This is a genomic window from Pseudomonas sp. W4I3, from assembly GCF_030816195.1.
In the GTDB taxonomy this organism is placed as follows: Bacteria; Pseudomonadota; Gammaproteobacteria; order Pseudomonadales; family Pseudomonadaceae; genus Aquipseudomonas.
In genome coordinates this window covers 3,649,468-3,672,165 of record NZ_JAUSXS010000001.1, presented here as the reverse complement: position 1 = coordinate 3,672,165, position 22,698 = coordinate 3,649,468, and the positions used below count along the sequence as shown (strand labels likewise).

Below are 22,698 nucleotides of genomic sequence, written 5' to 3'. Positions count from 1 at the left end.
CTTAACCGCGTGGAGTCGCGCTGGCGAGCTTGGGCGCGGTTTTTTCCGGCGCCACTTGCTCCAGGTTGCTGGCTTCAAGCGCTTGTCGTTGTTGGGCCAAGGCGGCGAGGGTTTCCTGGCTGGCCATCGGGATGGTTTCCGGCGCGACCGGCGAGCCTGGACGCACGCGCTGCAGGCCCTTGACGATAATGGTGTCGTCCTTGTTCAGGCCACTGCGCACGATGCGCAAACCTTCGATCTTCGGGCCCAGTTCCACGGCGCGATAGGCCGGCTTGTCGCCTTCCATCACCAGCACGAACTTCTTGCCCAGGTCGGTGCCCACGGCTTCGTCGTTGATCAGTACCGCGGAGTAGGTGCCGCTGCCTACCAGCTTCAGGCGGGCGTAAAGGCCCGGGGTGTATTCGCCCTTGCTGTTGTCGAACACGGCGCGCCCGCGGATGGTGCCGGTGGCAGGGTTGACCTGGTTGTCGATGAAGTTCATCTGGCCCAAGTGCGGGTTGCCGGTTTCATTCGACAGGCCCAAGTACACCGGAGTGGTCGCGCCACGACGGCCTTGACGGGCCAGTTCGGTGTACTTGAGGAACACGCGCTCATCGGCGTCGAAGTAGGCATAGACTTTGTCGGTGGACACCACGCTGGTCAGCGCGGTGGTGTCGGCGGTCACCAGGTTGCCGGCGGTGATCTCGGCGCGGCTGACGCGGCCGCTGATCGGCGCGGTCACGCGGGTGAAGCTCAGGTTCAACTTGGCCAGGTCCAACTGCGCCTGGATCCCGGCAACCGCAGCGCGGGCTTCCTGGGCGGCGGTGGTGCGCGAGTCGGCCAGCTCGGCGGAGATCGCATTGCTCTGGCGCAGGCGATCGCCGCGTTGCGCTTCATTATCGCTGCGGGTGGCGGCGGCTTTGGTTTGAGCAAGCTGGGCTTCGAGGCGGCGAACTTCAGCCTGGAACGGACGCGGGTCGATCTGGAACAGCAGGTCGCCTTTCTTGACCAAAGCGCCTTCGGTGAAAGCGACTTGGTCAATCTGGCCCGACACGCGTGGCCGAATCTGTACAGTTTCCGGCGCTTCCAGGCGCCCGGTGAACTCATCCCACTCGTTGACCGGTTGCTCGAGCACCTTGGCCACGCTGACTTTGGCAGCAGGCATGGCGGCCGCTTGGTCCGGGGTCTTGCCGCACGCGCTCATCACCACCACGGCCAGAATCGCCAGGGGGAAGCGCAAATGTTTGAGTGACTGTTCCATGAGGTGCATCCGCCAATGTATTTGAGATGGGCGGATCATGCGCGGGGAGGCGGTATGTCACGAATCGAATGAAGCGAAGGTAACTATCATTCGGAATGATATAAGCGCGTGGAAAGCCTTGCAGGACGGGGGTTTTCGTTAGGTTGCTATCAATTTGAGTAATGCAGGTGGTGGCAGGGGAGCGTTTCGAACGACTCCCCTATACGGGACCGGTCACCGTTGCCGTTTGCCGTTCGATTGATGGTTGCGTGCAATCGCAACCCCACCCAACAACAGCGCAGCACCGGCGGCGACAAGCAGGTAACGGGCGGGTCGGGAATCTTTACGCCATCCACCCTCGATTCGGCGCTGCCCCGTTGGAGGGGTAAACAGGTTGCCTGAAGAGGTACTGGCTTGAGGGCTGCGACCGAGCGCGAAGCGAGTCAGCCAGCCGGACATCTGCGCAAAGCCTGGCACCAGCCAATGCGCGACTCGTGCGGCGGTGGCGGCGCGGCCCACGGTCGTGCTTTTGCGCGGCTGCAGCGCGCAGGCGACCATCGCTTCAGCCACAAGACGAGGGTCGTAAACCGGTGGCGGCGGCTTCAGCGCATGGCCGGTGAAATTGCCGCCGTCGCGAAAGCCGGGTGTGTCCATCACGGCCGGGTAAATGTCGCACACGTGAATATCCGGCAATCCTGTCAACTCCGCGCGCAACGCTTCGCTGAAGCCACGCAGGCCATATTTGCTTGCGGAATAGGCGACGGCGTAGGGTTGGGCAACCCAGCTGCCAAGTGACAGGGTATTGATCAAAATGCCGGCTTTTTGTGCCTTGAAATACGGCCACGCTACGTAGGCACCACGCAAGTAACCCAGCAAGTCCGTCTGCAGCACTTGCTCAGGGGCTTCCAGCGGCGTGTCTTCGAATCTGCCCACGGCGCCCACCCCGGCGTTGTTAATCCAGATGTCGATGCGGCCATGACCAAACGCTACCGCTTCAGACGCCAGAGCCCTCATCTGGTCCCCCTGGGTGACGTCGGTCTTGACGGCAATCGCCTCGGCGCCCAGCACGGCACATTCTTCGACGACGTCGGCCAGGGCGCTGTCGTCCCGGGCTGCAAGGACCAGGCGTGTGCCTTGCTTGGCGAAGGCATGCGCCGCGGCGCGGCCGATTCCGCTGGAGGCTCCGGTGATTACCACCGTCTTGCCGTGCAATTGACCGCTGACATTGGCGTTCGCAGGCGGGGCCTCGGGCCGATCCTCTGCCGCCTGAACCTGTACGGGCAGCTCGTGCAGCTTCAGGCGCGCGCCGTCGTTCAATACCAGGGTCAGATCATCGACAATACCGGCGACCCGATCCGGAAAAACCGGCTCGCCAGCGGCATCGAGTTCGTCGTAGAAAAATGTCTGGCCGTCCAGCCACCCGACCGCCGTCATCAATTCCGGGCTCAAGTAGTATTTTCCATCGAGAAAAAAGCCACCAAAATTGTGCGTTCGCTCCAGGTTATGCACGGCATAGCGCTCGCCGGGCTTCATTCCGGTTGCAGAGTCGATCATCACCACATCCTCCGTCGTGTGTTCGCGGTAAAAACGTCGGCGCAAAGGGGTGTTCAGTCCAGATGGCCGAGAGAAACGTGCAGCGCATGGGGGCTTTGAGAGTCCCCATGCGCTGTTTGGGTGCCGCGCTTCAAGCCTGCTCTATCCGCCTGAGCCGCCTGAGCCGCCTGAGCCGCCTGAGCCACCGGAGCCGCCCGAGCCCGAGCCCGAGCCAGCACTCCCGCTCCCGCCGCTGCTCCCGCCATCGCTTCCGCCGCCGCTTCCACTATCGGGCGCGGTGTCATTACCGCTGGCGCCTGTGCCACTGCCGCCTTGAGGCGCAGTCGGGCCCGTTCCAGGAGGTAGGGCAGAGCCGGCATCGCTTGCGCCGGAAGAGGACGACGAACCGCCGGTTCCGGTGTTGCTGCCGGAGTTGGCGGCGAATGCCGGTGTGCCGGATGCGCACAGCACGCCGGCTATCATCAACGCTTTTAGCAATGGAGATTTCATGAAAACTTCCTCGCCTGTAAGGTCTGTTGAACGTGGGCTATAGATGCTTCAGGTCGGACGCAATGGAGCGGCATGTCAGGACATCGAATGTGTCGCTCCATACAAAATGGGAGGCGGAGTCGGGAATTTAAGTTTTAAACATCTGCCAAAGCTTCGACGAATGGCACTCTTTCAATGCCGAGACGGCACAGGCAACCACTAAGGATGGATCATGGTAATCGCATGCCTGGGATGGGGATCGTTGATCTGGAAACCGGACACATTGCCGTTGGCTACGCAATGGTTTCAGGACGGGCCCAGCCTTCCTATTGAATTCGCTCGAGTCAGTGACGGGGCAGAACTGGCCACGGTGATATGCGCCAACGCGCCTCCTTGCCAAGTCCTTTGGGCCGTACTGCAAACGCGGTCGCTCGATGAGGCGTGTCAGGCGTTGCGCAGGCGAGAGCAGATTGCTGAACACCGCCAGGACGGCATAGGTGTGTTTAAGCCCAGCACTTCTGCGGTGGGAGTGCTGGCCGATTGGGCAATGGCTCGTCAACTGGACGCCGTGATATGGACTGCTCTGCCGCCAAGGCTCAACGATGTCGAGGGCCGGGTGCCGTCTGTTGACGACGCGGTTGCGTACTTGGCAGGCCTGACGGGAGAGGCACTCAACCATGCCCGTGACTACGTAGAAAACGTGCCCGCGCAGATCGACACGCCTTACCGAAGGGAGATCATTGCCAGGCTTGGGTGGTCATCATGAGCGCCAAGATCAACGCCCGAGTCACGGTACTCTTTAGTGCGAACCGGCAGGCTCGATGTTGATAGAACAGAGGGGGCGGCGTGAGTTTTGCTGATCACTTAGGCCGCCACGGTGAAAGAGCCCCTTCGAAAAGTGAAACGGCTCGATGCACAAAGCTGTTGAAGCGCGCGGCATCACGCCGCAGTCCTGCCTGTTGACCGCCAATCAGGCACAGATGGGCCATCTGACCCATTACTTCTGCTTCGCCTAAGATAGGGACCAGGCTGCGGCACGTCCTTATTGCAAAATTCAGTCGCGTTGTGTCAACACGCTGTTGAAACTCGCCAACCAACGGGTCATGCAGCGACCACGCTCGGATGGAAACTTCCCGCCCAGGTTGTTTTTCAGCAGCAATACTCAAGTAGCGTTTCAAGGTTTCGCCTGCGCTACGACCTTGCGCCGCATAAGCGAGCATGCGCTCCGTATAGTCTTCTTCCCAGGCTGCCAGCAAGGTGCGCACAAAGTCTTCGCGGTTGCGGAAATGGTGATAGAACGACCCACGGGTCACATTCAACCAGCGCGATAAACTCTCGGCCGAAACGCCAACATGCCCGATTTGCTCAAGTGCCTCAAAGCCAGCGGCGATCCAATGGTTACGCGTCAGTTTGCTCACCGGTATGTGCTCCCTATTTAGCGCCATACAGGCTGTGTATGGTGCGCAACCGATTGATACGCTGCGAACTTCGGCAATGATGGCCATTGCGTTTTGCAGGCCAGCAATCATGGAGTTCAACGTGAAAAAAATCGTTCTGGTCGCTTTCGATCAATTCACTGATATCGACCTATTTCTGATGTGGGACATTCTAGGCCGCAACGCCGAGGACTGGCACGTTCGAATATTAGGTTCCAGCCCAGTTGTGCAGTCTGCACACGGCCTGCCTGTTCCGGTGCACGGCCCGCTTCGCGAGGCTAACAGCGCCGACGCCGTGCTGTTCACGAGTGGTAGGGAGGGGATACCCGCTGCCCTTGCCGCCCCGGATTTCCTGGCGTCGTTTGAACTTGACGCCAAACGCCAGCGAATCGGCTCAATATGCGCCGGCGCTTTCATACTCGAACGGCTTGGGCTGCTCAGCGGCCAGGCAACTACACACCCGCAGGCACGATCGAACTTGCAGGCTCTAGGAATTGAGCCCAGGGATCAGCCTCTTGTATTCCAGGGGAACGTTGCAACCGCTGGCGGATGTCTTTCGGCGCTCTACCTGGTGGGATGGCTGATTGAATCCTGGTTTGGTGCCGACAAGCGCCGTTCGACGTTGCTCCCAGTTCTGCCAACTGGGCAGCAAGAGCTTTATGATGCCTTGATCGGGCTCAGTATCCGCCAGGGAGAAATGGGCGTTTCACCAACAATCAGCTAATTCATGCTCGCTCAGCGAGGCGCTGGATTATCCGGACGCTGTCGTCACCACTGTCAACCTGGCCGCTATAACTCAGAAAGGATTCCCCGATGGCCCGAGAATTTGAGCGCGTTACCTGTGTGCCGGTCCCCTCAGGATCCGGCATCGCCCACCTATATGAACTGATGCATCTGGCGGATGCTTTTGCGATTCGGCTTCCTGGGGGCGCATCCAGCGATCCGGATGTACTCGCGCGATTCATCCTGGCCCACCAGCCAGCCTGGATCGGGTGGCTCATGAACGTCCGAGACACTCTCGTTGCCTGCTTTGGTCTCAAGACAGCCAAATATTTGGCATCACTTACTAATCGAATCGGCATCTTCAAGGTCTACAGCGCGAACCCGACTGAAATCGTGTTGGGGGAAGACGACAAGCACCTCGATTTCCGTATATCGCTGCTATGTTCCGATGAGGCAGAGCCGCAAGGCGGTCGCCAGCTGATATTTTCAACCGTTGTCCACTGCCACAACCGCTTGGGGCGGGCCTACCTCTTCGTTATCGCTCCGTTTCATCGCTTGGTTGTCAGGGCCAGCCTCCTTCGTGCAGCGCGCATTGGATGGCCGATGGCTCTGCGCTACGACCTGTAAACCCACAGGGTCGCAGAATGCCGAGTGGCTTGGCATTCATGAAAGTGCTCATTCTGGCTAGCGTGGCTTGATCGCGGCAGAAACCAGGCCGCGCTCGTTCAAGTTGTCGAGCAGGGCGCGATACCCCATCTGCCAGGCGGGCGCCCGGTCACTGGTTGTCACCCGGTTGACCAGTGTGCCGAACTTGGCGCTGCTGATGGCTACAATGTCACCTTCCTTGTGGGTAAAGCCTGCGCCGGGCAAGTCGCGGTCCAGCTTGGGCGCGAATAAGGTGCCGAGAAACAGCACGAAGCCATCCGGGTACTGGTGGTTCTCGTTAAGTGTCTGGGCCACCAGGTCCAGCGGGTCGCGGCTGATCTGATTCATCGAGCTGCTGCCGTCCATGATGAAGCCGTCCTCGCCGACCACGCGCAATGCAACTTCAGCCGAACGCACGTCCTCAATGCCGAAGGTTTCATCAAACAGCCGGATAAATGGCCCCAGCGCGGTCGACGCATTGTTGTCTTTGGCCTTGGACAGCAGCAGCGCACTGCGCCCCTCGAAATCGCGAAGGTTGACGTCATTGCCCAGCGTGGCGCCCTGTACCTTGCCACGGCTGGAAACCGCCAGTACCACCTCCGGCTCGGGGTTATTCCAGCTGGACTTGGGGTGCAGACCCACGGCCGATCCGTATCCCACCGCTGACAACGGCTGGGCCTTGGTGAATATCTCCGCGTCCGGGCCGATGCCCACTTCCAGATATTGCGACCACATGCCTTGGCTGATCAGCACTTCCTTGAGCGCCGCGGCTTGAGAGGAACCCGGCACGATTTGGCCGAGGTCGGCACCGATGCTCTCGGCCAGGGTTGCGCGAATGCTGTCGGCCTTGGCCGGGTCGCCCTTGGCCTGCTCTTCAACCACTCGCTCGAGCATGCTAGTGGCGAAGGTAACCCCGGCGGCCTTTACGGCTTGCAAGTCGATCGGGGCCAACAGCCAGGGCTGTGTCTCGTCGCGAACGGATACATCGCTGTTGATGAGCAGGTCGTCAACACTGATCAACGGCGTGGTCAACGGCAGGCTGCGCAGGTAAGCAACGGGGTCTTCCAGCTCAAGCAGAGCCGAAACGGTCGCCACCCGGGCGCTGATGTCATAGACCTGCGTGCCTTTGAGCAGCACCACGGCGGGCCCGGCAACGACACCGGGCACCCAGGCGCGGCTGATCCAGGTGCCTTGCGCCAGGTCTTGGGCCGGAACGTAAGACGCCGACAAGGGGGTTGCAGCAGATGTTTGGGACATGGGCATTACCCTCTGTAAAACAACGATTCAATGGGAATGACGGGGGTCGCCGCTGCGTGCGATGACCCGCAGGTGCAGGGTGGCGGGTTCCAGGCAACCGCCGGTCGAGAGCTGGCCAACCTGTTGTCGGTAGATTTCCTGCCACGGCGTTTGCGATGCTGGGATGGACGGCTTGTACGCTGCTTGGCGGCGCGCTATTTCGCTTTCGTCCACCAGCAGATCGACCCGGCGCGCATTGAGGTCGACGCGCAGACGGTCGTTGGTTTCCAGCAAACCTATCCCGCCGCCCACAGCGGCCTCAGGGGACATGTTGAGAATCGAGGGGCTTGCCGAGGTCCCGCTCTGGCGCCCGTCACCCAGGCAGGGCAAGGAGTCGATGCCACGTTTGATCAGTGCAGCGGGTGGGGCCATGTTGACCACTTCGGCGCTGCCCGGATAACCCACGGTGCCGCAGCCCCGAATGACCAGGATGCAGCGCTCATCGATGTCCAGGGCCGGGTCGTTGATGCGGGCCTGATAGTCCTCGGGGCCCTCGAAGACGATGGCGCGGGCTTCGAAGCTGTTCTGCGCGCCCGGTTCAGACAGGTAGGTTTTACGGAAGGCTTCGCCGACCACCGACATTTTCATGATGGCGCTGTCGAAGAAATTACCGCTCAACACGATAAACCCCGCGCGTTGGATCAGGGGGTCTTCATACGCATGAATCACATCTGTATCGCTGGCGGCGGTGTTGTTGACGATCTCGCCAATGGTCTTGCCCGACACTGTGTTGCACGCTTCATGCAGGCGGCCGGCGTGTTTGAGTTCGTGCATCACCGCAGGCACACCGCCCGCGCGGTGGAAGCCTTCACCGAGGTATTTGCCGGCAGGCATGCAGTTGACCAGCAGCGGCACGTCTTCACCGATGCGTTGCCAGTCCTCCAGGCTTAAGTCGATGCCCGTGTGCCGCGCAATAGCGATGAGGTGCGGCGGGCAATTGGTCGAGGCACCCAGCGCCGACGCCACGGCGATGGCATTCTCGAAGGCTTCGCGGGTCATGATGTGGGAGGGCCGAATATCCTGGCGCACCATGTCAACGATGCGCTTGCCCGTGGCATAGGCCATCTGGCCGCGTTCGCGATAGGCCGCCGGAATACTCGCGCAGCCGGGCAGCGACATGCCCAGCGCTTCGGCCAGCGCATTCATCGATAACGCCGTGCCCATGGTGTTGCAGTGACCGATCGAAGGCGAGGCTGCGGTGGTCATTTCCATGAAACCTTCGTAGTCGATTTCACCGCTGGCCAGCAGGTTGCGCGCGTGCCACAGCACCGTGCCAGAGCCGATCAATTGGCCCTTGTGATGTCCATCAAGCATGGGGCCGCCCGACAACACAATCGCCGGTATATCCACCGTTGCTGCTGCCATCAGGCAGGCGGGGGTGGTCTTGTCGCAGCCGGTGGTCAGCACCACGCCGTCCAGCGGGTAGCCGTGCAGGATCTCGACCAGGCCCAGGTAAGCCAGGTTGCGATCCAGTGCGGCGGTGGGGCGTCGGGTCTGTTCGGCCATCGGGTGCACGGGGAACTCCATCGGAATCCCCCCGGCATCGCGAATGCCCGCTTTGGTGCGCTGCGCGAGTTCAAGGTGGTGGCGGTTGCACGGCGCAAGATCGCTGCCGGTTTGCGCGATGCCGATGATGGGACGGCCTGATTGCAACTCCTCGCGCGTCATACCGTAATTCATGAAGCGTTCAACGTAGAGCGCGGTCATGTCGGCATGGTTGGGATCGTCAAACCATTGTTGACTTCGCAGGGGCAGAGGAGGGACATCAGGCATGGTTTTTTCTCTTGTTAGGGGTATATCAACGGAAAGTGAATATCCGCGCAGGGCGCTCGCCAGGAAGACTCGAGGCCATGTGGATGGCTCGATGTTACCGGTAACAGTGTGTTTGTAAAGACCCAATATCGACAATCCAATCGGCGGTGCGCACGCCTGCACGGAGCGGAGGTAGGTCTGTCGCCGCCGATGTATAATCAGCCTCCATTCGCGTTGGGGGCGTTGATTTCCAGGGGCCGCCGATCACTTTCAGGAAAACACGACGTTCATGAGTTACGAGGATCCAGGCAAAACCACCACGCCGCCGCGCATGTCCGATGTTGCCAAACTGGCCGGTGTTTCGAAGATGACGGTTTCCCGGGTCCTGGCCGGTCGCGACGCGTCGGAGCGCACGCAAAAGCTCGTTCACGCCGCGATTGAAAAGCTCGGCTATCTGCCTGACGCGTCTGCGGGAACCCTGGCCACCGGGCGTTCGGAATTTATCGTGGCGCTGGTGCCCTCACTGGCCAGCTCGAACTTTGCCGACACCGTGCGTGGCCTGAATGATGCGGTCAGCGAACACGGTCTGTGCCTGCTGTTGGGGGATACCGATTACCATCTGGAGCAGGAGGCATTGCTGGTGCGCACGTTGCTGCGCCATCGACCGGTGGGCGTGATGTTGACGGGCAGCGCGCATCTGGATGAAACCCGCAGGCTGTTGCGCCAGGCGCAGGTCCCGGTTGTCGAGACATGGGACATCCCGGACGATCCTATCGAGCAATCGGTCGGGTTCAGTAACGTTGTCGCCGCCGCGGCGCTGTATGAACACCTGTACCAGCAAGGCTATAGGCGCATCGGCTACATCGGCGGGGCGTCGGTACTCGACCACCGTGGCAAGCAACGTCAACAGGGTTATCTTCAGGCCGTCGCGGCGGCGGGGGCAGGGGAGCCCAGGGTGATGGAGTATGGCGAGTCGCCTATTACCATGAGCCATGGCGGGGAGTCGGTGAAGCGGCTGCTGGAAAAATGGCCGGACACCGAGGCGGTGATGTGCGTCAGTGACTTGTCGGCGTTCGGCGCCATCATGGAGTGCCATCGGCAGGGTCGACGCGTCCCCGAGGACATCGCAATCGCCGGGTTCGGCGATTTCGAAGTCTCCCGCTATTGCACGCCGACCATTACCACCGTCTCGGTCGATCCCTATCGAATTGGCCGGCGCGCCGGCGAATTGCTGGTGGCCAGCGCAGCGGCGCAACGCCTTGGGCGGCCCCGCCCGCAAGCGTGCGAAGTCGTCGAATTCAAAATCATCGCGCGCGAAAGCACCTGAATTTTTTAAATCTAACCCGCTTGCCATGCCATGAAATTAATGGCTAAACTAAAAATGTTACCGGTAACAGACCACTTGCAGATTCCTTTTCCTGTCGATTGATTCAGGTCGACCCACGGGGCTCAAGGTCGCAAGCCAAAACAATAACAATCGGCATGACGACATGCCTTGAGGTCGACAGATGGAATCAGTATCTCAGCGTTCTCTCGTAAGAGAGGGCTCGGCGGCGCTTACCTCCGAGGACCGCACCTACCGCAAAGTCATCCTGCGTATCCTGCCAATCCTGCTGTTTTGCTACATGGCGGCGTACCTGGACAGGGTGAACATCGGCTTTGCCAAGTTGGACATGCTCAACGATCTGCAATTTAGCAACACCGTCTACGCGCTGGGCGCGAGCATTTTCTTCTGGGGTTATTTCCTCTTCGAAGTCCCCAGCAATCTATTGCTGCATCGCTTTGGCGCGCGCCTCTGGATCGCTCGCATCATGATCAGCTGGAGCATTGTCTCCATGGCGGTGGCGTTCACGGTACCGCTGGCGAAGTTCTTCCACATCGAATCGGAAACGATGTTTTACGTGCTGCGTTTCTTGCTGGGGATATGCGAAGCCGGTTTCTTTCCAGGGGTAATCCTCTACCTCAACTACTGGTTTCCGACGCACCGGCAGAGCCGCGTCATGGCGGGTTTCCTGATGGCGATGCCGATCAGCCTGACCCTCGGCGGGATTCTTTCAGGCTGGTTAATGGGGGCGATGCAGGGTGTCCACGGTATGTCCGGCTGGCAGTGGATGCTGATTATCGAAGGCATTCCATCGCTGATCATGGCCGTCGTCGTGGTGACGTTGCTGGTGGATAAAATCGACAACGCCAAGTGGCTGACGACCGCCGAAAAGAACATGCTCAAAAACAACCTCGATCAAGAAAGCACCTCGAAGGCATCGAGCCTTCGGGAGGTGATCTTCAATGGTCGCGTGTGGTTGCTGGTACTGATCCTGCTGACATTCAACACCGGCTTTTACGGGCTGGCGTTCTGGATGCCGACGATCATCAAGGCAACCGGTATCTCCAACACCCTGCACATCGGCTTGCTGACGGCAATTCCCTATGCCACCGCCATTGTTGCCATGACCCTCAACGCCTGGCACTCCAACAAAACCGGTGAGCGCCGCTTGCACGCGGCAATCCCGGCGTTCATCGGCGGAGTCGGCCTGATGTGCAGCGCTGTTTTTGCCCACAACCTGCCACTGTCGATTTTCTTCCTCAGCGTTTCCGCTTCAGGTTTGCTGAGCCTTATGCCGATTTTCTGGACCTTGCCGGGCACGGTTTTATCCGGTGTGGCCGCTGCGGCGGGCATCGGCATGATCAACGCGATCGGCAACCTCTCCGGGTTCACCGGTTCCATGATCACGGCCATGGCGCAAACGCTGACAGGCGATATGAACAACGGCACCTATGTGCTGGGGGGTTGCCTGCTCGTCAGCTGCGTGCTGATCCTGCTGATTCCCAAATCAATGCTTTGCAAAACCTGATGTGCTACGACGCAGCTGTGTGAGGCGCTCGGTAAGGTGGCCTGCTCCTGCGTGTGCGGGCACTTGGGCCAGCGCAATTTCAGCCGGCTGTGGCGTCACGAGGTATTCACGGTACGCACTGAACGCCGCCAACGCCGGCACGTCTTCGGGCCGGTAGTCGTCGCCGCTCAGGTGTTGTTGATTGACCACGCAAGGCCTGCCAATCGCAACCCGGCAGGCGTCGCCGGTCGCTTGCGTGAAGGGCGCGAAAGCCGTACCGGGTTGCCGGGTGTCGTTGAACAAAGGATGTGCCACGTCCACGAAGGCATTGCCCTCCACCAGCAAGTGCGAGGTGGCGGTACGCGACATGATCGCGCCCTGGTAGGACAGGTGCGCGAACACGTTGTTGACCAGTTGCGCGCGAACATCGGCATCGCCCATGCCGCCGGAATGAGGCGCGCGTCCCGAGGTGTCATGCACGTAGTTGCCGACCAGCGTCAGGGTGTCGTGATGCCCAAGAAACAACCACACCCAGTAATGATGGCCATCGCAGGTAGCGGAGTAGGGGGTGCGGCCATCGAACTCATTGTTGGACAGCGTCACGTGCGTCGCGCTGCCCCAACCGGTGACTACCATCTGGCGGCCAATGCGTACGAACGTGTCATGGTCGATCCACACGCCATCGGTATCGTCCAGCGTGAGCGCGTCGCCGCCCCAGACCACGCGTGGGTTGATGTCGGACAGGGTCAGGTTACGCACAATCACATTGTGCGAGCCACCACCGACGAACAGGCCCATGCCCTGGATACCAGCATGACTGCCCAGACCGATCAGCGTCTTGTTCGACCCGACCTTCAGGCGTTGCAACCCGGCCTTGTCGTAGGTCACGGTGGCCGGAGGCTTGGACTGGCAAAAATGATTGGCGCCATCGATCGCCCACTGCCCGCCGCCATGGGGGCAGGCATTGGCCATGCAGCCGGCTTCGGTGACCTGGGCGCTGCCGTTCGAGATGACCGAACCGCGAAAATCGAACGTGTGGTCCAGGGCAATGACGCGCGGCGTGTCATCGGTGCACTGACCGTGAGTGTCGTAGGTCGCACACAGGGCCGTTTTAAGTTCATCGGGCGTCGCGGGGCGCACAACCATGGCGTTACCGCCGCCGGTGACTCCTTTGGCAAAACCCTCAGGGCGCGCGTCGGCCCACGAACACAGGGGTGACATCAGCGCCGCGCACAGCACGGACACAGACAAGCAGCGCACAAGGCAAGTGCTGGGCTTCAAGTGCATCTCCTGAGCGTTTGAGTTCGGGTAAAAAATGCCGGCAAGGCCTGGGGAAATAGGCGCGCTATGATTGGAATACCCGACGCCATTTATCAAATGGTTTGATTTTCGATCCCGAGTGGCTTCAGGTCAGGTTCAGTTAAGGGCCAGTGGCGGCTATCTCGCGAGGGACTTCGGGGGCGTAATGCTCATCGGCATGCTGCAATGAACAGACTTCGCTTCAGTCAGGGCTCCGGATTGCTTAAAGTGGCGCATGCCTATTCATATCATCCTCCTTGTGCTTTTCGCAGCGCTCCTGCATGCCAGCTGGAATGCGCTGCTGCGCAGCGGTGCCGATCGGCTGTGGTCCATGACAGTGATGTGCATTGCAATCGCCATCACTTGTGTCGTCGCCGCAGCGTTCATGGTGCCCCCGGCGATTGAAAGCTGGGGCTACGCGGTGCTATCGGGGGTGCTGCATGTGGGCTACAACCTGTTTCTGGTGCGCAGTTACCGAGTCGGCGACCTGGGGCAGATTTATCCGATTTCACGCGGATCGTCGCCGGTGCTGATTACCCTGGGCGCCGCCGTTTTTGCCGGAGAAAGCATCACGCCGGGTACGTTGCTCGGTATTGTGCTGGTGTCAGGCGGGATTATTTCGCTGGCCTTCAAAGGGCGCAGTCTGTCGGTACCCAGTCTGCCCTATGCGCTGGGAACGGGCTGCTTTATCGCGGCCTATAGCGTGGTCGATGGCATTGGCGCCAGGTTGTCCAATGCGCCGCTTGCCTACACGGTTTGGATGTGTGCCCTGTGGGGCGTGCTGATGCCTGTGCTCTACATCGGTCTACGCGATGCCCGCAGCTTGTTCTCCGTTCGGCCCGGAACAGTGACCGCCTTGGTTGGAGGGTTGGTCTCTTTGCTTGCATACGCAATGGTCATCTACGCGATGAACCAGGCGCCCCTCGGCGCGGTATCGGCATTGCGCGAAACCAGCGTGCTGTTTGCGGCGTTGATCGGTTATGTGTTCCTCGGCGAGACGCTCACCGCACGCCGGATACTGGCATGCGTAGTGATCGCCAGCGGTACCTTCATCATCGGCTGATACAGCCGACGGTTCAGGCGCTATGTCAATGGTCAACGTCTCGCAGGCGCGCCCATTCGGACGCATCGACTTACGGGTCAATAACCTTGCGCTCGGTTTCACGTTACAGCGGACTGCCTCACCTTACGACTCAAACCCGGTGTCTTGCCGGTAATGCGCTTGAATGCACGACTGAAAGCGGCCTGGGATGTGTAGCCCAAGCGCTGCGCCACCTCCTCAATCGGCAGCCTTTCGAGTGTCAGCCACTGGCTTGCGAGCCGCATTCGCAGTTCGGTGACATAGCGCAGCGGGGTCATGCCAATCGTCAGCTGGAAGCGCTCCGCGAAGACCGAACGCGAGGTATTGCAATGCTCCGCCAGCTGCGCGACGGTCCAGTCGCGGCCCGGTTGTTGATGGAGCGCGAGCAGCGCACCGGCCAAGCGTGGATCGCGCAAGGCGGCGACCAGGCCAGAAGCATTCCCGCAGGCGCACTCCACCCAGCCGCGAACGACCATGGCGGCCACCACGTCGGCCAACCGCGCGAGGATACCGGCAAAGCCGACACGTGCGGCGCTGACCTCGCGTTCCATGGTGGTCAGGATCGGCACCAGTCCGGGGTAACGCTGGCCGCCGGCATCAATCAGCATCATGCCCGGCATCAGCCGACCAAGGCCGTGGATACTGCCCAGTTCAAACTCCATGCAGCCACTGAACAAAATAGTGCTCGGCGTGGGGCAGGCTTCGGCTCCGGTATCCACCGCGCTGACGCTGTCACCGAGGGGGGCGCTCGCTAGACGATCGATGTCCTCAACCGGCACGCCGGGATGAGAAACCAGCTGATGGGCCGCGCCATGGGAGATAAACACGGCGTTGCCGGCAGACAGCGTATAGGTGCTGCCGTCCTCCATGTGCAGCACCGCAGTGCCGACGGCCATGAAGTGGAACCAGGCATGCCCCGGTTTTTGCGCGAAACCCAAACCGAAGGTGGGGCCCGCCTGGATACGCCGGTATTCGACGCCACGCAGGCGCATGCCGCGTAGCAGCTCGTTGATGAGGTCCGAGGAAAGCGCAAACTGATCAGCAGGCATCGTTCAGGTGTTTTAGTCAAAAAATAGAGATTTTCGATCATAGATCATCCAGCTTTCAGTGCCTAGACTGCGGCTCGCATTGAAGATTGGGAGATCCGTGCAATGACTGACTGTGTATGTAATGCCGCATCCGACCGCCATCCCGGCGTCGGTGCGGACGTAGAGCCTGCGACCCCCGCGTGGATGGCCGTGTTCTCGTTGGCAATGGGTGTGTTCGGGTTACTGACCGCCGAGTATCTTCCGGCCAGTGTGTTGACGCTGATGGCCACTGACCTGGGCGTGTCCGAGGCGCTGGCTGGCCAGGCGGTAACGGTGACAGCCGTGGTGGCGCTGTTCGCCGGCTTACTGGTGCCAGGCCTGACCCGCAGCATCGACCGACGTTGGGTGTTGTTGGGCTTTTCCACGTTGATGGTCGCCTCTAATCTGTTGGTCGCCGTATCCTCCAGCTTCGCGGTGCTGTTGTTGATGCGTATCTTGCTGGGCATTGCCCTTGGCGGGTTCTGGAGCATGGCGGCGGCGGTGGCGATGCGCTTGGTGCCGAGCGCTTTGCTACCCCGGGCGCTGTCGATCATTTTCAGCGGCATTGCCATCGGGACGGTCGTTGCGGTGCCGCTGGGCAGCTATCTGGGCGGGTTGTATGGATGGCGCAGCGCGTTCTTTGCAGCGGCGGCGGTTGGCATGCTGACCCTGGCGTTCCAGTCGTTCACGCTGCCGCGCCTTGCGCCACGCCGGCCGGCACGTCTGCGCACCGTACTCGAGGTGTTGCAGCGCCCGGGCATCGCCATGGGGATGTTCGGATGCGTGCTGGTGCACAGCGGCCACTTCGCGATGTTCACCTATGTTCGGCCATTCCTTGAAGGCACTACCGGCATCGGCCCGCAAGGGTTGTCACTGATGCTGCTGGGGTTTGGTGTGGCGAACTTCGCCGGCACGCTGCTGGCCGGGAAGCTGCTGGAGCGCCACCCGCTGGCCACGCTCGTATTGATGCCCGCGCTGGTCGGTGTTGCAGCACTGGCGCTGGTGCTGTTGCCGGCCTCGGTACCGGGGCAGGCGGTATTGCTGGCGATCTGGGGCTTGGCCTTTGGCGGTGTGCCGGTGGCGTGGTCGAACTGGGTTGCCAGTGCGGTACCTGATCAGGCGGAAAGCGCCGGGGGCATGGTGGTGGCCTCTGTGCAGTCGGCCATCGCAACCGGCGCCGCCGCTGGCGGGGCAGTGTTCAGCCTCGGTGGCAGCGCAGGCGTATTCGTCGCAGCGGCCGTGCTGATGCTGCTGGCCGCGGTGCTGATTGCGCTGCGGGTCCGCGTCCGTTCTGCCCATGGCGTTGGCCAGCCCAAGCCCGCGCTGCATCTTTGATCCTGTTTGCCGGCCGCCTTGATCCCGTTCGTAACCAGGAGATAACCCATGAACAATATGACGCTTAACAATACGCGGATACCCTGGGCCTAAATGCTGTCGTTCGGTGGGTGACTTGGCCGGACGCTGATGCTTATGTATCGCCCTTGGCAATTTATCGATAAAGAAAAGCACCTGAATCAATCTGCTAGGCCTCATTTAGTTCTGCTGCTACTCTGCCGGATGTCTTGCATTCTTCGGCAAGGCTTCGTCTTCAGCGTACTTCTCAATATCCTCAAATTGTTTGTGTCGGCCGGCTCATTGCTCAAGGCTCGCACACGAAACCTTGGAGCTCCGACACATGGCTGCATTGCATCAGCGAACCGTAAATCTGCTCAAGAAATCCGACGTGGAACTGGCCGTCCGCTGGATGGCAGATCTTGAAGCCAGTGGTTCTACTCGCAACCTGAAAGTCGATGATATCAAGCAGCAAATGGCTGAATTTCTGCGCTTGTTAAATGCCATAGCGAATGACGGTGGCTCACAAACTGTCGGATCGGCTCAGGGTGATGAAGTACGTCAATTCCTGGAAAAACTTTCGCAGCAGCGTGCGCTTGTCGGACAAGACGCGCAGCAGACGGCTTACTTTATTTTCTCATTGAAAGGGCCGCTTTTTGCTTTGCTGCAAACTGAGTATTCCGACGATGCAAGTTTATTGGCAGAGCAACTCTGGGAGCTCTCGCAACTGCTCGATACACTCGGTATGCACACTATTCGCACCTACCAGAAATCACGCGAAGCCGTCATCAAGCGCCAACAAGAAGAGCTATTGGAGTTGTCGACGCCGGTGGTCAAGCTGTGGGATGGCGTGCTGGCACTGCCCATGATTGGCACGTTGGATTCCCAGCGCACCCAGGTTGTGATGGAGTCGTTGCTGCAGCGAATAGTCGATACAGGTTCTGAAATTGCGATCATTGATATTACGGGCGTCCCGACTGTCGACACGCTGGTCGCCCAGCATCTGCTCAAGACCGTCACCGCTATCCGTCTAATGGGTGCCGATTGCATCATCAGCGGAGTCCGACCGCAGATTGCCCAAACCATCGTTCACCTGGGACTCGACCTGCAGGGCGTTGTGACCAAAGCCAATCTTGCTGACGCGCTGGCCCTGGCGCTGCGGCGTCTGGGTGTGACTGTCGCCAAGGCTTCGGTATAAAAAAATGGAGCGGATTCCAATCCTGCAAATGGGTGACTTTCTTCTCGTCACCATTCAAGTCGATATGCATGACCAACTGGCACTGACGCTGCAGGACGATCTTTCCGAGCGCATCAGTCAGATATCGGCACGTGGCGTCCTAATCGACATCTCGGCATTGGATATGGTCGACTCATTCATCGGTCGCATGATTGGCATGATTTCAGGATTGTCCAGAATCATGGACGCTGAAACCGTGCTGGTGGGCATGCAGCCTGCGGTGGCGATCACATTGGTAGAGCTGGGCATGACGCTGCCAGGCGTAAGCACTGCGCTGAATGTTGAGCGAGGCATGACGCTGTTGCGTGCTCGGGCAGCCTCACAATGAACGTCCGCGTGAGCGGCACTCAGCCCGTTAACATTGAACAAGACGTTGTGTTGGCCAGGCAACTGGCTCGCAAGCTTGCTCAGGACTGCGGCATGCGCTTGATCGACTTGACCAAGCTGGTAACAGCAGTGAGCGAGTTGGCGCGAAATACCATGACCTACGGCGGTGGTGGTGTCATGGACTGGCAGATTATCGAGGATGGCATGCGTACCGGTGTGCGTCTGACCTTTCGCGATGAAGGTCCGGGTATCCCCGATCTCAAGCTGGCCATGACCGATGGCTGGACATCTGGCGGTGGCCTTGGGTTGGGACTGACGGGCGCAAAGCGCCTGGTCGATGATTTCGACCTTGAAACGGCGCCTGGGGCGGGCACGCGCGTGATGATTTGCAAATGGACATAAGGCTTGGCGGTGGCTTAACGCTGGTATTGCCCATAGAAGACAGTAGCCAGATAGGGCACGCCCGACGGACGGCCCAGAGTCTGGCTGAACAGTCTGGCTTCGATGCCGTCGACTCAGGTCGTGTGGCATTGGTTGTTACAGAGCTCGCCAGCAATATCCTCAAGCACGCGAGCAATGGTGAGTTGCATCTGCGCGTTTTAAATTCCTCGCCGTTGGGTATAGAGGTCATCGCGATTGATCGCGGAGCGGGATTCGATCCGCAGGATTGCCTGGTTGACGGTTTTTCAACCCGTGGCACCCAGGGGATCGGCTTGGGTTCGATCCTACGCCAGGCGCAAGTATTTGATGTTCATACGGACAGTCGTGGGACGGTGCTGTTGACCCGTTTTTACCCGCGTTCCTCCGTTACGAGAGACGTACGTGCCGGCTTCAGCCAACACTCGCTCTACAATGATCCTGCGTGCGGCGATGCGTGGGAGGTGGCGATCAGCGATAAGCAAATAAGTGTCCTCGTCATCGATGGACTCGGACACGGCCCCGAAGCTGAAGATGCCGCGAAGGCAGGGGTTTGTGCGTTCAACCGTGATCCGTTCGCTCATCCTGACTTTATGCTTGAAGAGCTCCATCACGACATGCGTGGCACACGCGGAGGCGCGGTTGCCATTGCGCAATTCGACGCAAACCAGAACATTTTACGGTTCATCGGTATTGGCAATATCGGAGCCACGCTGGTGGCAACTGACAAGACTCGTGGCATTGCATCGCACCCAGGTATTGTTGGACTTCAATACCGAAAAATTCGAGTGACCGACTATCCTGAATGTGCTGGCGCCTTGCTGATACTGTATAGCGATGGTCTCCAGTCGCGCTGGAATCTTCGTGACTACCCCGGATTGATATTTAGACACCCCGCTGTTATCGCGGCGGTGCTCCACCGGGATTATTGCAGAGGTAGAGACGACGTAACGGTAGTTGTGATTGCACTGGAGAGCGCTGATGACTGACCTACCCCTTAGCGGTTTAGTCGAGGAGTCAGCAGAACTTCGACAGTTGCGAGCGGAAGCACAGGCACTGCGAGCCGAACTGGAAGAGACCAACCAGGGCGTGCTGGCGCTGTATGCCGAATTGGATAACCAAGCCGATGAATTACGCCAAGCCTCTGATCTAAAAAGCCGATTCTTATCGTACATGAGTCACGAATTTCGAACGCCACTGGGCTCGATTCTAAGCATTGCCAGCATCTTGAGTGACGAACTCGATGGCCCTTTGAGCCCAGAACAGCACAAGCAGGTCACCTTCGTGAGTACAGCTGCGCGTGAACTGAATGATATGGTCAACGACCTATTGGATCTGGCTAAAATTGAGGCCGGGCGGATAAGCATTTCGCCTGCCTGGTTTGACATGCTTGATTTGTTCTCGGCGCTGCGCGGTATGTTTCGCCCAATTATCGACGCATCTTCGGTGGATCTGATTCTTGAGGAGCCGTTAGGGCTACCTAGGCTTTACACCGATGACAAAAAGCTCGCGCAGATACTTCGCAATTTCATTTCGAACGCTCTGAAGTTCACGCAGCGTGGAGAGGTTCGGGTGTCTGCGCGTATGGAAAATCTGCGAGAAGTACGTTTTGCGGTGAGCGACACGGGGATTGGTATTCCCCAAGAGATGCACAGCAAGCTGTTTGAAGACTTCATACAAGTTGATTCACCCTTGCAGAAACGTCTTCGGGGTACCGGCTTGGGATTGTCACTCTGTAAACGGTTCGCTGAATTGCTTGGCGGTCGGGTAGGCCTGGAAAGCGAGCCCGGCATAGGGTCGACTTTCTATGTTGTCATTCCTTTAGCGGTTACCCAGGAAATCATTGATGAAAGTTGAAGTTCGACTGTTGATCGTTGATGACAACGAAGCGACTCGCTACGCACTGCGTAAGCGAATGGAGCGGCATGGGTTTTCGGTTTTTGAGGCGGGGACGGGCACCGATGGGCTCGCGCAGATCGCAGAGCGCGTTCCGGATGCCCTGATTCTGGACGTCAACCTGCCGGACATGAGCGGCTTTGATATCGTACGCCAGCTACGTACCGAGCCGCGCACCGCGCTGCTTCCTGTGGTGCATGTATCGGCGGCGTCGATACAAACGTCAGACGTCGTGACCGGCCTTGAAGCAGGCGCTGATGCTTACCTTACCCACCCAGTCGATTCCGATGTGTTGCTGGCAACAATACGGACCCTGTTGAGGGTACGTGATACCGAATTCGCATTACGGGAAAGCGAAGAACGCTTTCGTGAAATTTTCATCAATGTTTCGGCCCCGATTGCAGTTATAGATGGCGCGCTCAATGTGCACGAATGCAACCACGCCTTCGCCAGACTGATTGCCAAAGGCTCCAGTGAACATGGCTTGCTGGAGTGTTTCAGCGAAAACCAGGCGCCAGTGGTTGCGGGTCTGTGTAATGCCCTCAGCACGGGTGAGCGCTGGAAGGGCACGTTGACGATGCGTGTCAGAGGCGATGTGCGTGAAACCGAATGGCAAGTCTCGCCCTATCGTGCCACCGGATTAAGCCTGGTATTTATCGAGGATGTCACTGATCACCGACGCCGTGAACAGTCACATTTACTTCGCTTGGATTCAGTCAGCAATCAGCTTGCCGATGCCGTCGCGGAGCGCGAAAGAACTGAAGAGAAGTTACTGCAAGCACAAAAAATAGACGCTATTGGCAAACTCACGGGAGGCATCGCGCACGATTTCAACAACCTGCTGACGGGCATCGTGACGGGGCTTGAGCTCATTAAAAAACGCACTGAGGACGGCCGACCGGAGAAGGTGCTTGCCTATGCAGATGCGGCACTCGGCTCAGCCAAGAGCGCCGCGACGCTGACTCAACGGTTACTGGCGTTCGCGCGACAGCAGCCTTTGGATACAAGGCCTACGGACGTCAATCGACATGTGCGCTCGTTCGAGGAGCTGGTCAGACGAACGATTGGTAAGCGGATTGGCCTGAAACTTGAGCTGACATCACGCAGCACAGTCGCGATGGTCGATGCGGGGCAACTGGAGAGCGCCGTACTTAATCTTGTAATCAATGCGCGGGATGCCCTGCCAGAGGGCGGTAATATCTGGATCAGGACATTCGAAGCTTATTCCAGCGGCGACTCCCGTTTAGCGGATGGCCCCTATATTGCCCTGGCTGTACGTGATGACGGGGTTGGCATCGAGCATAGTGTTATCAGCAAGGTGTTCGACCCTTTCTTCACTACCAAGCCCATTGGTAAAGGAACCGGTCTCGGTCTTTCGACCATTCATGGCTTTACCCGCCAGTCTGGAGGCGACGTAAAGATTCGCAGTGTGATTGGCCAGGGAACAGAGGTGACATTGATGTTGCCTGCGGCAATTGATCAACCGGTTACAGCGCCGCAAAAGCAGCAAGACGTGGAACTGGGTCAGGGAGAGCACGTATTGATCGTTGAAGATACCGCCTCAGTGCGCATGTTCGTGGAGGAGGTATTGGTTGATGCAGGGTACCGATGCACTCAGGTGGCAGACGTGACGACCGCACTGTCCGCTATGGAGCGAGATGGGTCTATCGACCTGTTGCTGACGGACGTTGGAATGGCAGAAATGAATGGACGCCAACTCGCTCATCTGGCGAGAGTGGGTCGCCCAGACCTTCCGGTGTTGTTCATGACGGGCTATGCGGAAAACGCTCTGAACCGTCAGGACATTCTTGACGAAGGGATGGATATGATCATGAAGCCGTTTGAAATATCTGTATTTCTAATCAAAGTCCGAGAAGCGATCCAAAGGGCCGGGGCTAAGTAAAGTTACTCGGGTCAGGCTATCCAAAGGCTCAACCAGCCTCGCCAAACTGTTCGGTGTTCAGCGCTAAATAATCTTCAGCTCCCACACTGCCTGTAGGAGCTGGCTTGCCTGCGAAAGCGATCTACCTGACACCCCGCGCGCGCACCAGACTCATCCAATACTCCCTCCCCGACATCGCCTGATTCAGTGCATGAAATGGCCTGCGAAAATCCAGA

General features: G+C 59.2%; 20 protein-coding genes. 13 read left to right on the top strand and 7 right to left on the bottom strand.

What is annotated here, in order from left to right; translation table 11 throughout:
- Nucleotide 1 precedes the first annotated feature (1 nt).
- Both mexE and QF045_RS16750 read right to left on the bottom strand, forming a co-directional pair.
- Nucleotides 2-1,240 (bottom strand): multidrug efflux RND transporter periplasmic adaptor subunit MexE, encoded by a 1,239-nt coding sequence (mexE, locus tag QF045_RS16755; protein WP_306493195.1) that lies wholly within the window; start codon nt 1,238-1,240, stop codon nt 2-4.
- 213 nt (nt 1,241-1,453) lie between these two features.
- Complete coding sequence (locus tag QF045_RS16750) at nt 1,454-2,773, bottom strand: SDR family oxidoreductase (RefSeq protein WP_306493194.1); 1,320 nt, start codon at nt 2,771-2,773, stop codon at nt 1,454-1,456.
- A 700-nt stretch (nt 2,774-3,473) separates the two neighbouring features.
- On the opposite strand from QF045_RS16750, the gene QF045_RS16745 reads away from it, so the two are divergent.
- Nucleotides 3,474-4,007, top strand: coding sequence for a hypothetical protein (locus QF045_RS16745; RefSeq protein WP_306493193.1), 534 nt, complete (start codon nt 3,474-3,476; stop codon nt 4,005-4,007).
- A 94-nt stretch (nt 4,008-4,101) separates the two neighbouring features.
- Here QF045_RS16745 and QF045_RS16740 read toward each other — a convergent pair whose 3' ends face one another.
- Nucleotides 4,102-4,770 (bottom strand): TetR/AcrR family transcriptional regulator, encoded by a 669-nt coding sequence (locus QF045_RS16740; RefSeq protein ID WP_306493192.1) that lies wholly within the window; start codon nt 4,768-4,770, stop codon nt 4,102-4,104.
- 10 nt (nt 4,771-4,780) lie between these two features.
- Between QF045_RS16740 and QF045_RS16735 the strand changes: the two genes are divergently transcribed.
- On the top strand, nt 4,781-5,401 hold the full coding sequence (locus tag QF045_RS16735; protein ID WP_306494911.1) for a DJ-1/PfpI family protein: 621 nt from the start codon (nt 4,781-4,783) through the stop codon (nt 5,399-5,401).
- A gap of 89 nt (nt 5,402-5,490) precedes the next feature.
- Nucleotides 5,491-6,027: a DUF2867 domain-containing protein gene (locus tag QF045_RS16730; RefSeq protein WP_306493191.1), complete on the top strand. Its 537-nt coding sequence runs from the start codon at nt 5,491-5,493 to the stop codon at nt 6,025-6,027.
- 57 nt (nt 6,028-6,084) lie between these two features.
- Here QF045_RS16730 and QF045_RS16725 read toward each other — a convergent pair whose 3' ends face one another.
- Both QF045_RS16725 and QF045_RS16720 read right to left on the bottom strand, forming a co-directional pair.
- Nucleotides 6,085-7,302 (bottom strand): fumarylacetoacetate hydrolase family protein, encoded by a 1,218-nt coding sequence (locus tag QF045_RS16725; RefSeq protein ID WP_306493190.1) that lies wholly within the window; start codon nt 7,300-7,302, stop codon nt 6,085-6,087.
- Between the two features lie 27 nt (nt 7,303-7,329).
- On the bottom strand, nt 7,330-9,114 hold the full coding sequence (locus QF045_RS16720; RefSeq protein ID WP_306493189.1) for an IlvD/Edd family dehydratase: 1,785 nt from the start codon (nt 9,112-9,114) through the stop codon (nt 7,330-7,332).
- 268 nt (nt 9,115-9,382) lie between these two features.
- Between QF045_RS16720 and QF045_RS16715 the strand changes: the two genes are divergently transcribed.
- Together QF045_RS16715 and QF045_RS16710 are read left to right on the top strand one after the other, a co-directional pair.
- Complete coding sequence (locus QF045_RS16715; protein WP_306493188.1) at nt 9,383-10,420, top strand: LacI family DNA-binding transcriptional regulator; 1,038 nt, start codon at nt 9,383-9,385, stop codon at nt 10,418-10,420.
- Nucleotides 10,421-10,601: 181 nt separating this feature from the next.
- Nucleotides 10,602-11,945 carry an MFS transporter gene (locus QF045_RS16710; protein ID WP_306493187.1) on the top strand — a complete coding sequence of 448 codons (1,344 nt, stop codon included), beginning with the start codon at nt 10,602-10,604 and terminating at the stop codon, nt 11,943-11,945.
- Here QF045_RS16710 and QF045_RS16705 read toward each other — a convergent pair.
- Nucleotides 11,925-13,145, bottom strand: coding sequence for a pectate lyase (locus tag QF045_RS16705; RefSeq protein WP_306494910.1), 1,221 nt, complete (start codon nt 13,143-13,145; stop codon nt 11,925-11,927). The two genes, QF045_RS16710 and QF045_RS16705, sit on opposite strands and share 21 nt — an antisense overlap.
- A gap of 313 nt (nt 13,146-13,458) precedes the next feature.
- Between QF045_RS16705 and QF045_RS16700 the strand changes: the two genes are divergently transcribed.
- Nucleotides 13,459-14,286 carry a DMT family transporter gene (locus tag QF045_RS16700; RefSeq protein WP_306493186.1) on the top strand — a complete coding sequence of 276 codons (828 nt, stop codon included), beginning with the start codon at nt 13,459-13,461 and terminating at the stop codon, nt 14,284-14,286.
- Between the two features lie 98 nt (nt 14,287-14,384).
- Here QF045_RS16700 and QF045_RS16695 read toward each other — a convergent pair whose 3' ends face one another.
- On the bottom strand, nt 14,385-15,353 hold the full coding sequence (locus tag QF045_RS16695; RefSeq protein ID WP_306493185.1) for an AraC family transcriptional regulator: 969 nt from the start codon (nt 15,351-15,353) through the stop codon (nt 14,385-14,387).
- Between the two features lie 102 nt (nt 15,354-15,455).
- On the opposite strand from QF045_RS16695, the gene QF045_RS16690 reads away from it, so the two are divergent.
- From QF045_RS16690 to QF045_RS16660, 7 genes are all read left to right on the top strand, one after another.
- Entirely contained in the window at nt 15,456-16,706 is a 1,251-nt protein-coding gene (locus QF045_RS16690; protein WP_306493184.1) for an MFS transporter, read from the top strand.
- A gap of 340 nt (nt 16,707-17,046) precedes the next feature.
- Complete coding sequence (locus tag QF045_RS16685; RefSeq protein WP_306493183.1) at nt 17,047-17,901, top strand: STAS domain-containing protein; 855 nt, start codon at nt 17,047-17,049, stop codon at nt 17,899-17,901.
- 4 nt (nt 17,902-17,905) lie between these two features.
- Nucleotides 17,906-18,268 carry an STAS domain-containing protein gene (locus tag QF045_RS16680; RefSeq protein WP_306493182.1) on the top strand — a complete coding sequence of 121 codons (363 nt, stop codon included), beginning with the start codon at nt 17,906-17,908 and terminating at the stop codon, nt 18,266-18,268.
- The gene (locus QF045_RS16675; RefSeq protein WP_306493181.1) at nt 18,265-18,669 is read left to right on the top strand and encodes an anti-sigma regulatory factor; all 405 of its coding nucleotides are present in this window, start codon (nt 18,265-18,267) and stop codon (nt 18,667-18,669) included. Before QF045_RS16680 ends, QF045_RS16675 begins: the two co-directional genes overlap by 4 nt.
- On the top strand, nt 18,660-19,673 hold the full coding sequence (locus tag QF045_RS16670) for an ATP-binding protein (RefSeq protein WP_306493180.1): 1,014 nt from the start codon (nt 18,660-18,662) through the stop codon (nt 19,671-19,673). The genes QF045_RS16675 and QF045_RS16670 overlap by 10 nt, the downstream gene beginning before the upstream one ends.
- On the top strand, nt 19,666-20,541 hold the full coding sequence (locus QF045_RS16665; protein ID WP_306493179.1) for a sensor histidine kinase KdpD: 876 nt from the start codon (nt 19,666-19,668) through the stop codon (nt 20,539-20,541). Before QF045_RS16670 ends, QF045_RS16665 begins: the two co-directional genes overlap by 8 nt.
- Nucleotides 20,531-22,483: a response regulator gene (locus QF045_RS16660; RefSeq protein WP_306493178.1), complete on the top strand. Its 1,953-nt coding sequence runs from the start codon at nt 20,531-20,533 to the stop codon at nt 22,481-22,483. The genes QF045_RS16665 and QF045_RS16660 overlap by 11 nt, the downstream gene beginning before the upstream one ends.
- The last annotated feature ends 215 nt before the right edge of the window (nt 22,484-22,698 follow it).

Excerpts from the sequence above, each read along its gene's own strand:
- QF045_RS16690 (WP_306493184.1), top strand. The coding sequence starts at position 15,456 with ATGACTGACTGTGTATGTAATGCCGCATCCGACCGCCATCCCGGCGTC.
- QF045_RS16670 (WP_306493180.1), top strand. The coding sequence starts at position 18,660 with ATGGACATAAGGCTTGGCGGTGGCTTAACGCTGGTATTGCCCATAGAA.
- QF045_RS16675 (WP_306493181.1), top strand. The coding sequence starts at position 18,265 with ATGAACGTCCGCGTGAGCGGCACTCAGCCCGTTAACATTGAACAAGAC.
- QF045_RS16665 (WP_306493179.1), top strand. The coding sequence starts at position 19,666 with ATGACTGACCTACCCCTTAGCGGTTTAGTCGAGGAGTCAGCAGAACTT.
- QF045_RS16685 (WP_306493183.1), top strand. The coding sequence starts at position 17,047 with ATGGCTGCATTGCATCAGCGAACCGTAAATCTGCTCAAGAAATCCGAC.
- QF045_RS16730 (WP_306493191.1), top strand. The coding sequence starts at position 5,491 with ATGGCCCGAGAATTTGAGCGCGTTACCTGTGTGCCGGTCCCCTCAGGA.
- QF045_RS16710 (WP_306493187.1), top strand. The coding sequence starts at position 10,602 with ATGGAATCAGTATCTCAGCGTTCTCTCGTAAGAGAGGGCTCGGCGGCG.
- QF045_RS16715 (WP_306493188.1), top strand. The coding sequence starts at position 9,383 with ATGAGTTACGAGGATCCAGGCAAAACCACCACGCCGCCGCGCATGTCC.
- QF045_RS16680 (WP_306493182.1), top strand. The coding sequence starts at position 17,906 with ATGGAGCGGATTCCAATCCTGCAAATGGGTGACTTTCTTCTCGTCACC.
- QF045_RS16705 (WP_306494910.1), bottom strand. The coding sequence starts at position 13,145 with ATGTCACCCCTGTGTTCGTGGGCCGACGCGCGCCCTGAGGGTTTTGCC.
- QF045_RS16695 (WP_306493185.1), bottom strand. The coding sequence starts at position 15,353 with ATGCCTGCTGATCAGTTTGCGCTTTCCTCGGACCTCATCAACGAGCTG.
- mexE (WP_306493195.1), bottom strand. The coding sequence starts at position 1,240 with ATGGAACAGTCACTCAAACATTTGCGCTTCCCCCTGGCGATTCTGGCC.
- QF045_RS16700 (WP_306493186.1), top strand. The coding sequence starts at position 13,459 with ATGCCTATTCATATCATCCTCCTTGTGCTTTTCGCAGCGCTCCTGCAT.
- QF045_RS16660 (WP_306493178.1), top strand. The coding sequence starts at position 20,531 with ATGAAAGTTGAAGTTCGACTGTTGATCGTTGATGACAACGAAGCGACT.
- QF045_RS16750 (WP_306493194.1), bottom strand. The coding sequence starts at position 2,773 with ATGATCGACTCTGCAACCGGAATGAAGCCCGGCGAGCGCTATGCCGTG.
- QF045_RS16740 (WP_306493192.1), bottom strand. The coding sequence starts at position 4,770 with ATGATTGCTGGCCTGCAAAACGCAATGGCCATCATTGCCGAAGTTCGC.
- QF045_RS16720 (WP_306493189.1), bottom strand. The coding sequence starts at position 9,114 with ATGCCTGATGTCCCTCCTCTGCCCCTGCGAAGTCAACAATGGTTTGAC.
- QF045_RS16745 (WP_306493193.1), top strand. The coding sequence starts at position 3,474 with ATGGTAATCGCATGCCTGGGATGGGGATCGTTGATCTGGAAACCGGAC.
- QF045_RS16725 (WP_306493190.1), bottom strand. The coding sequence starts at position 7,302 with ATGTCCCAAACATCTGCTGCAACCCCCTTGTCGGCGTCTTACGTTCCG.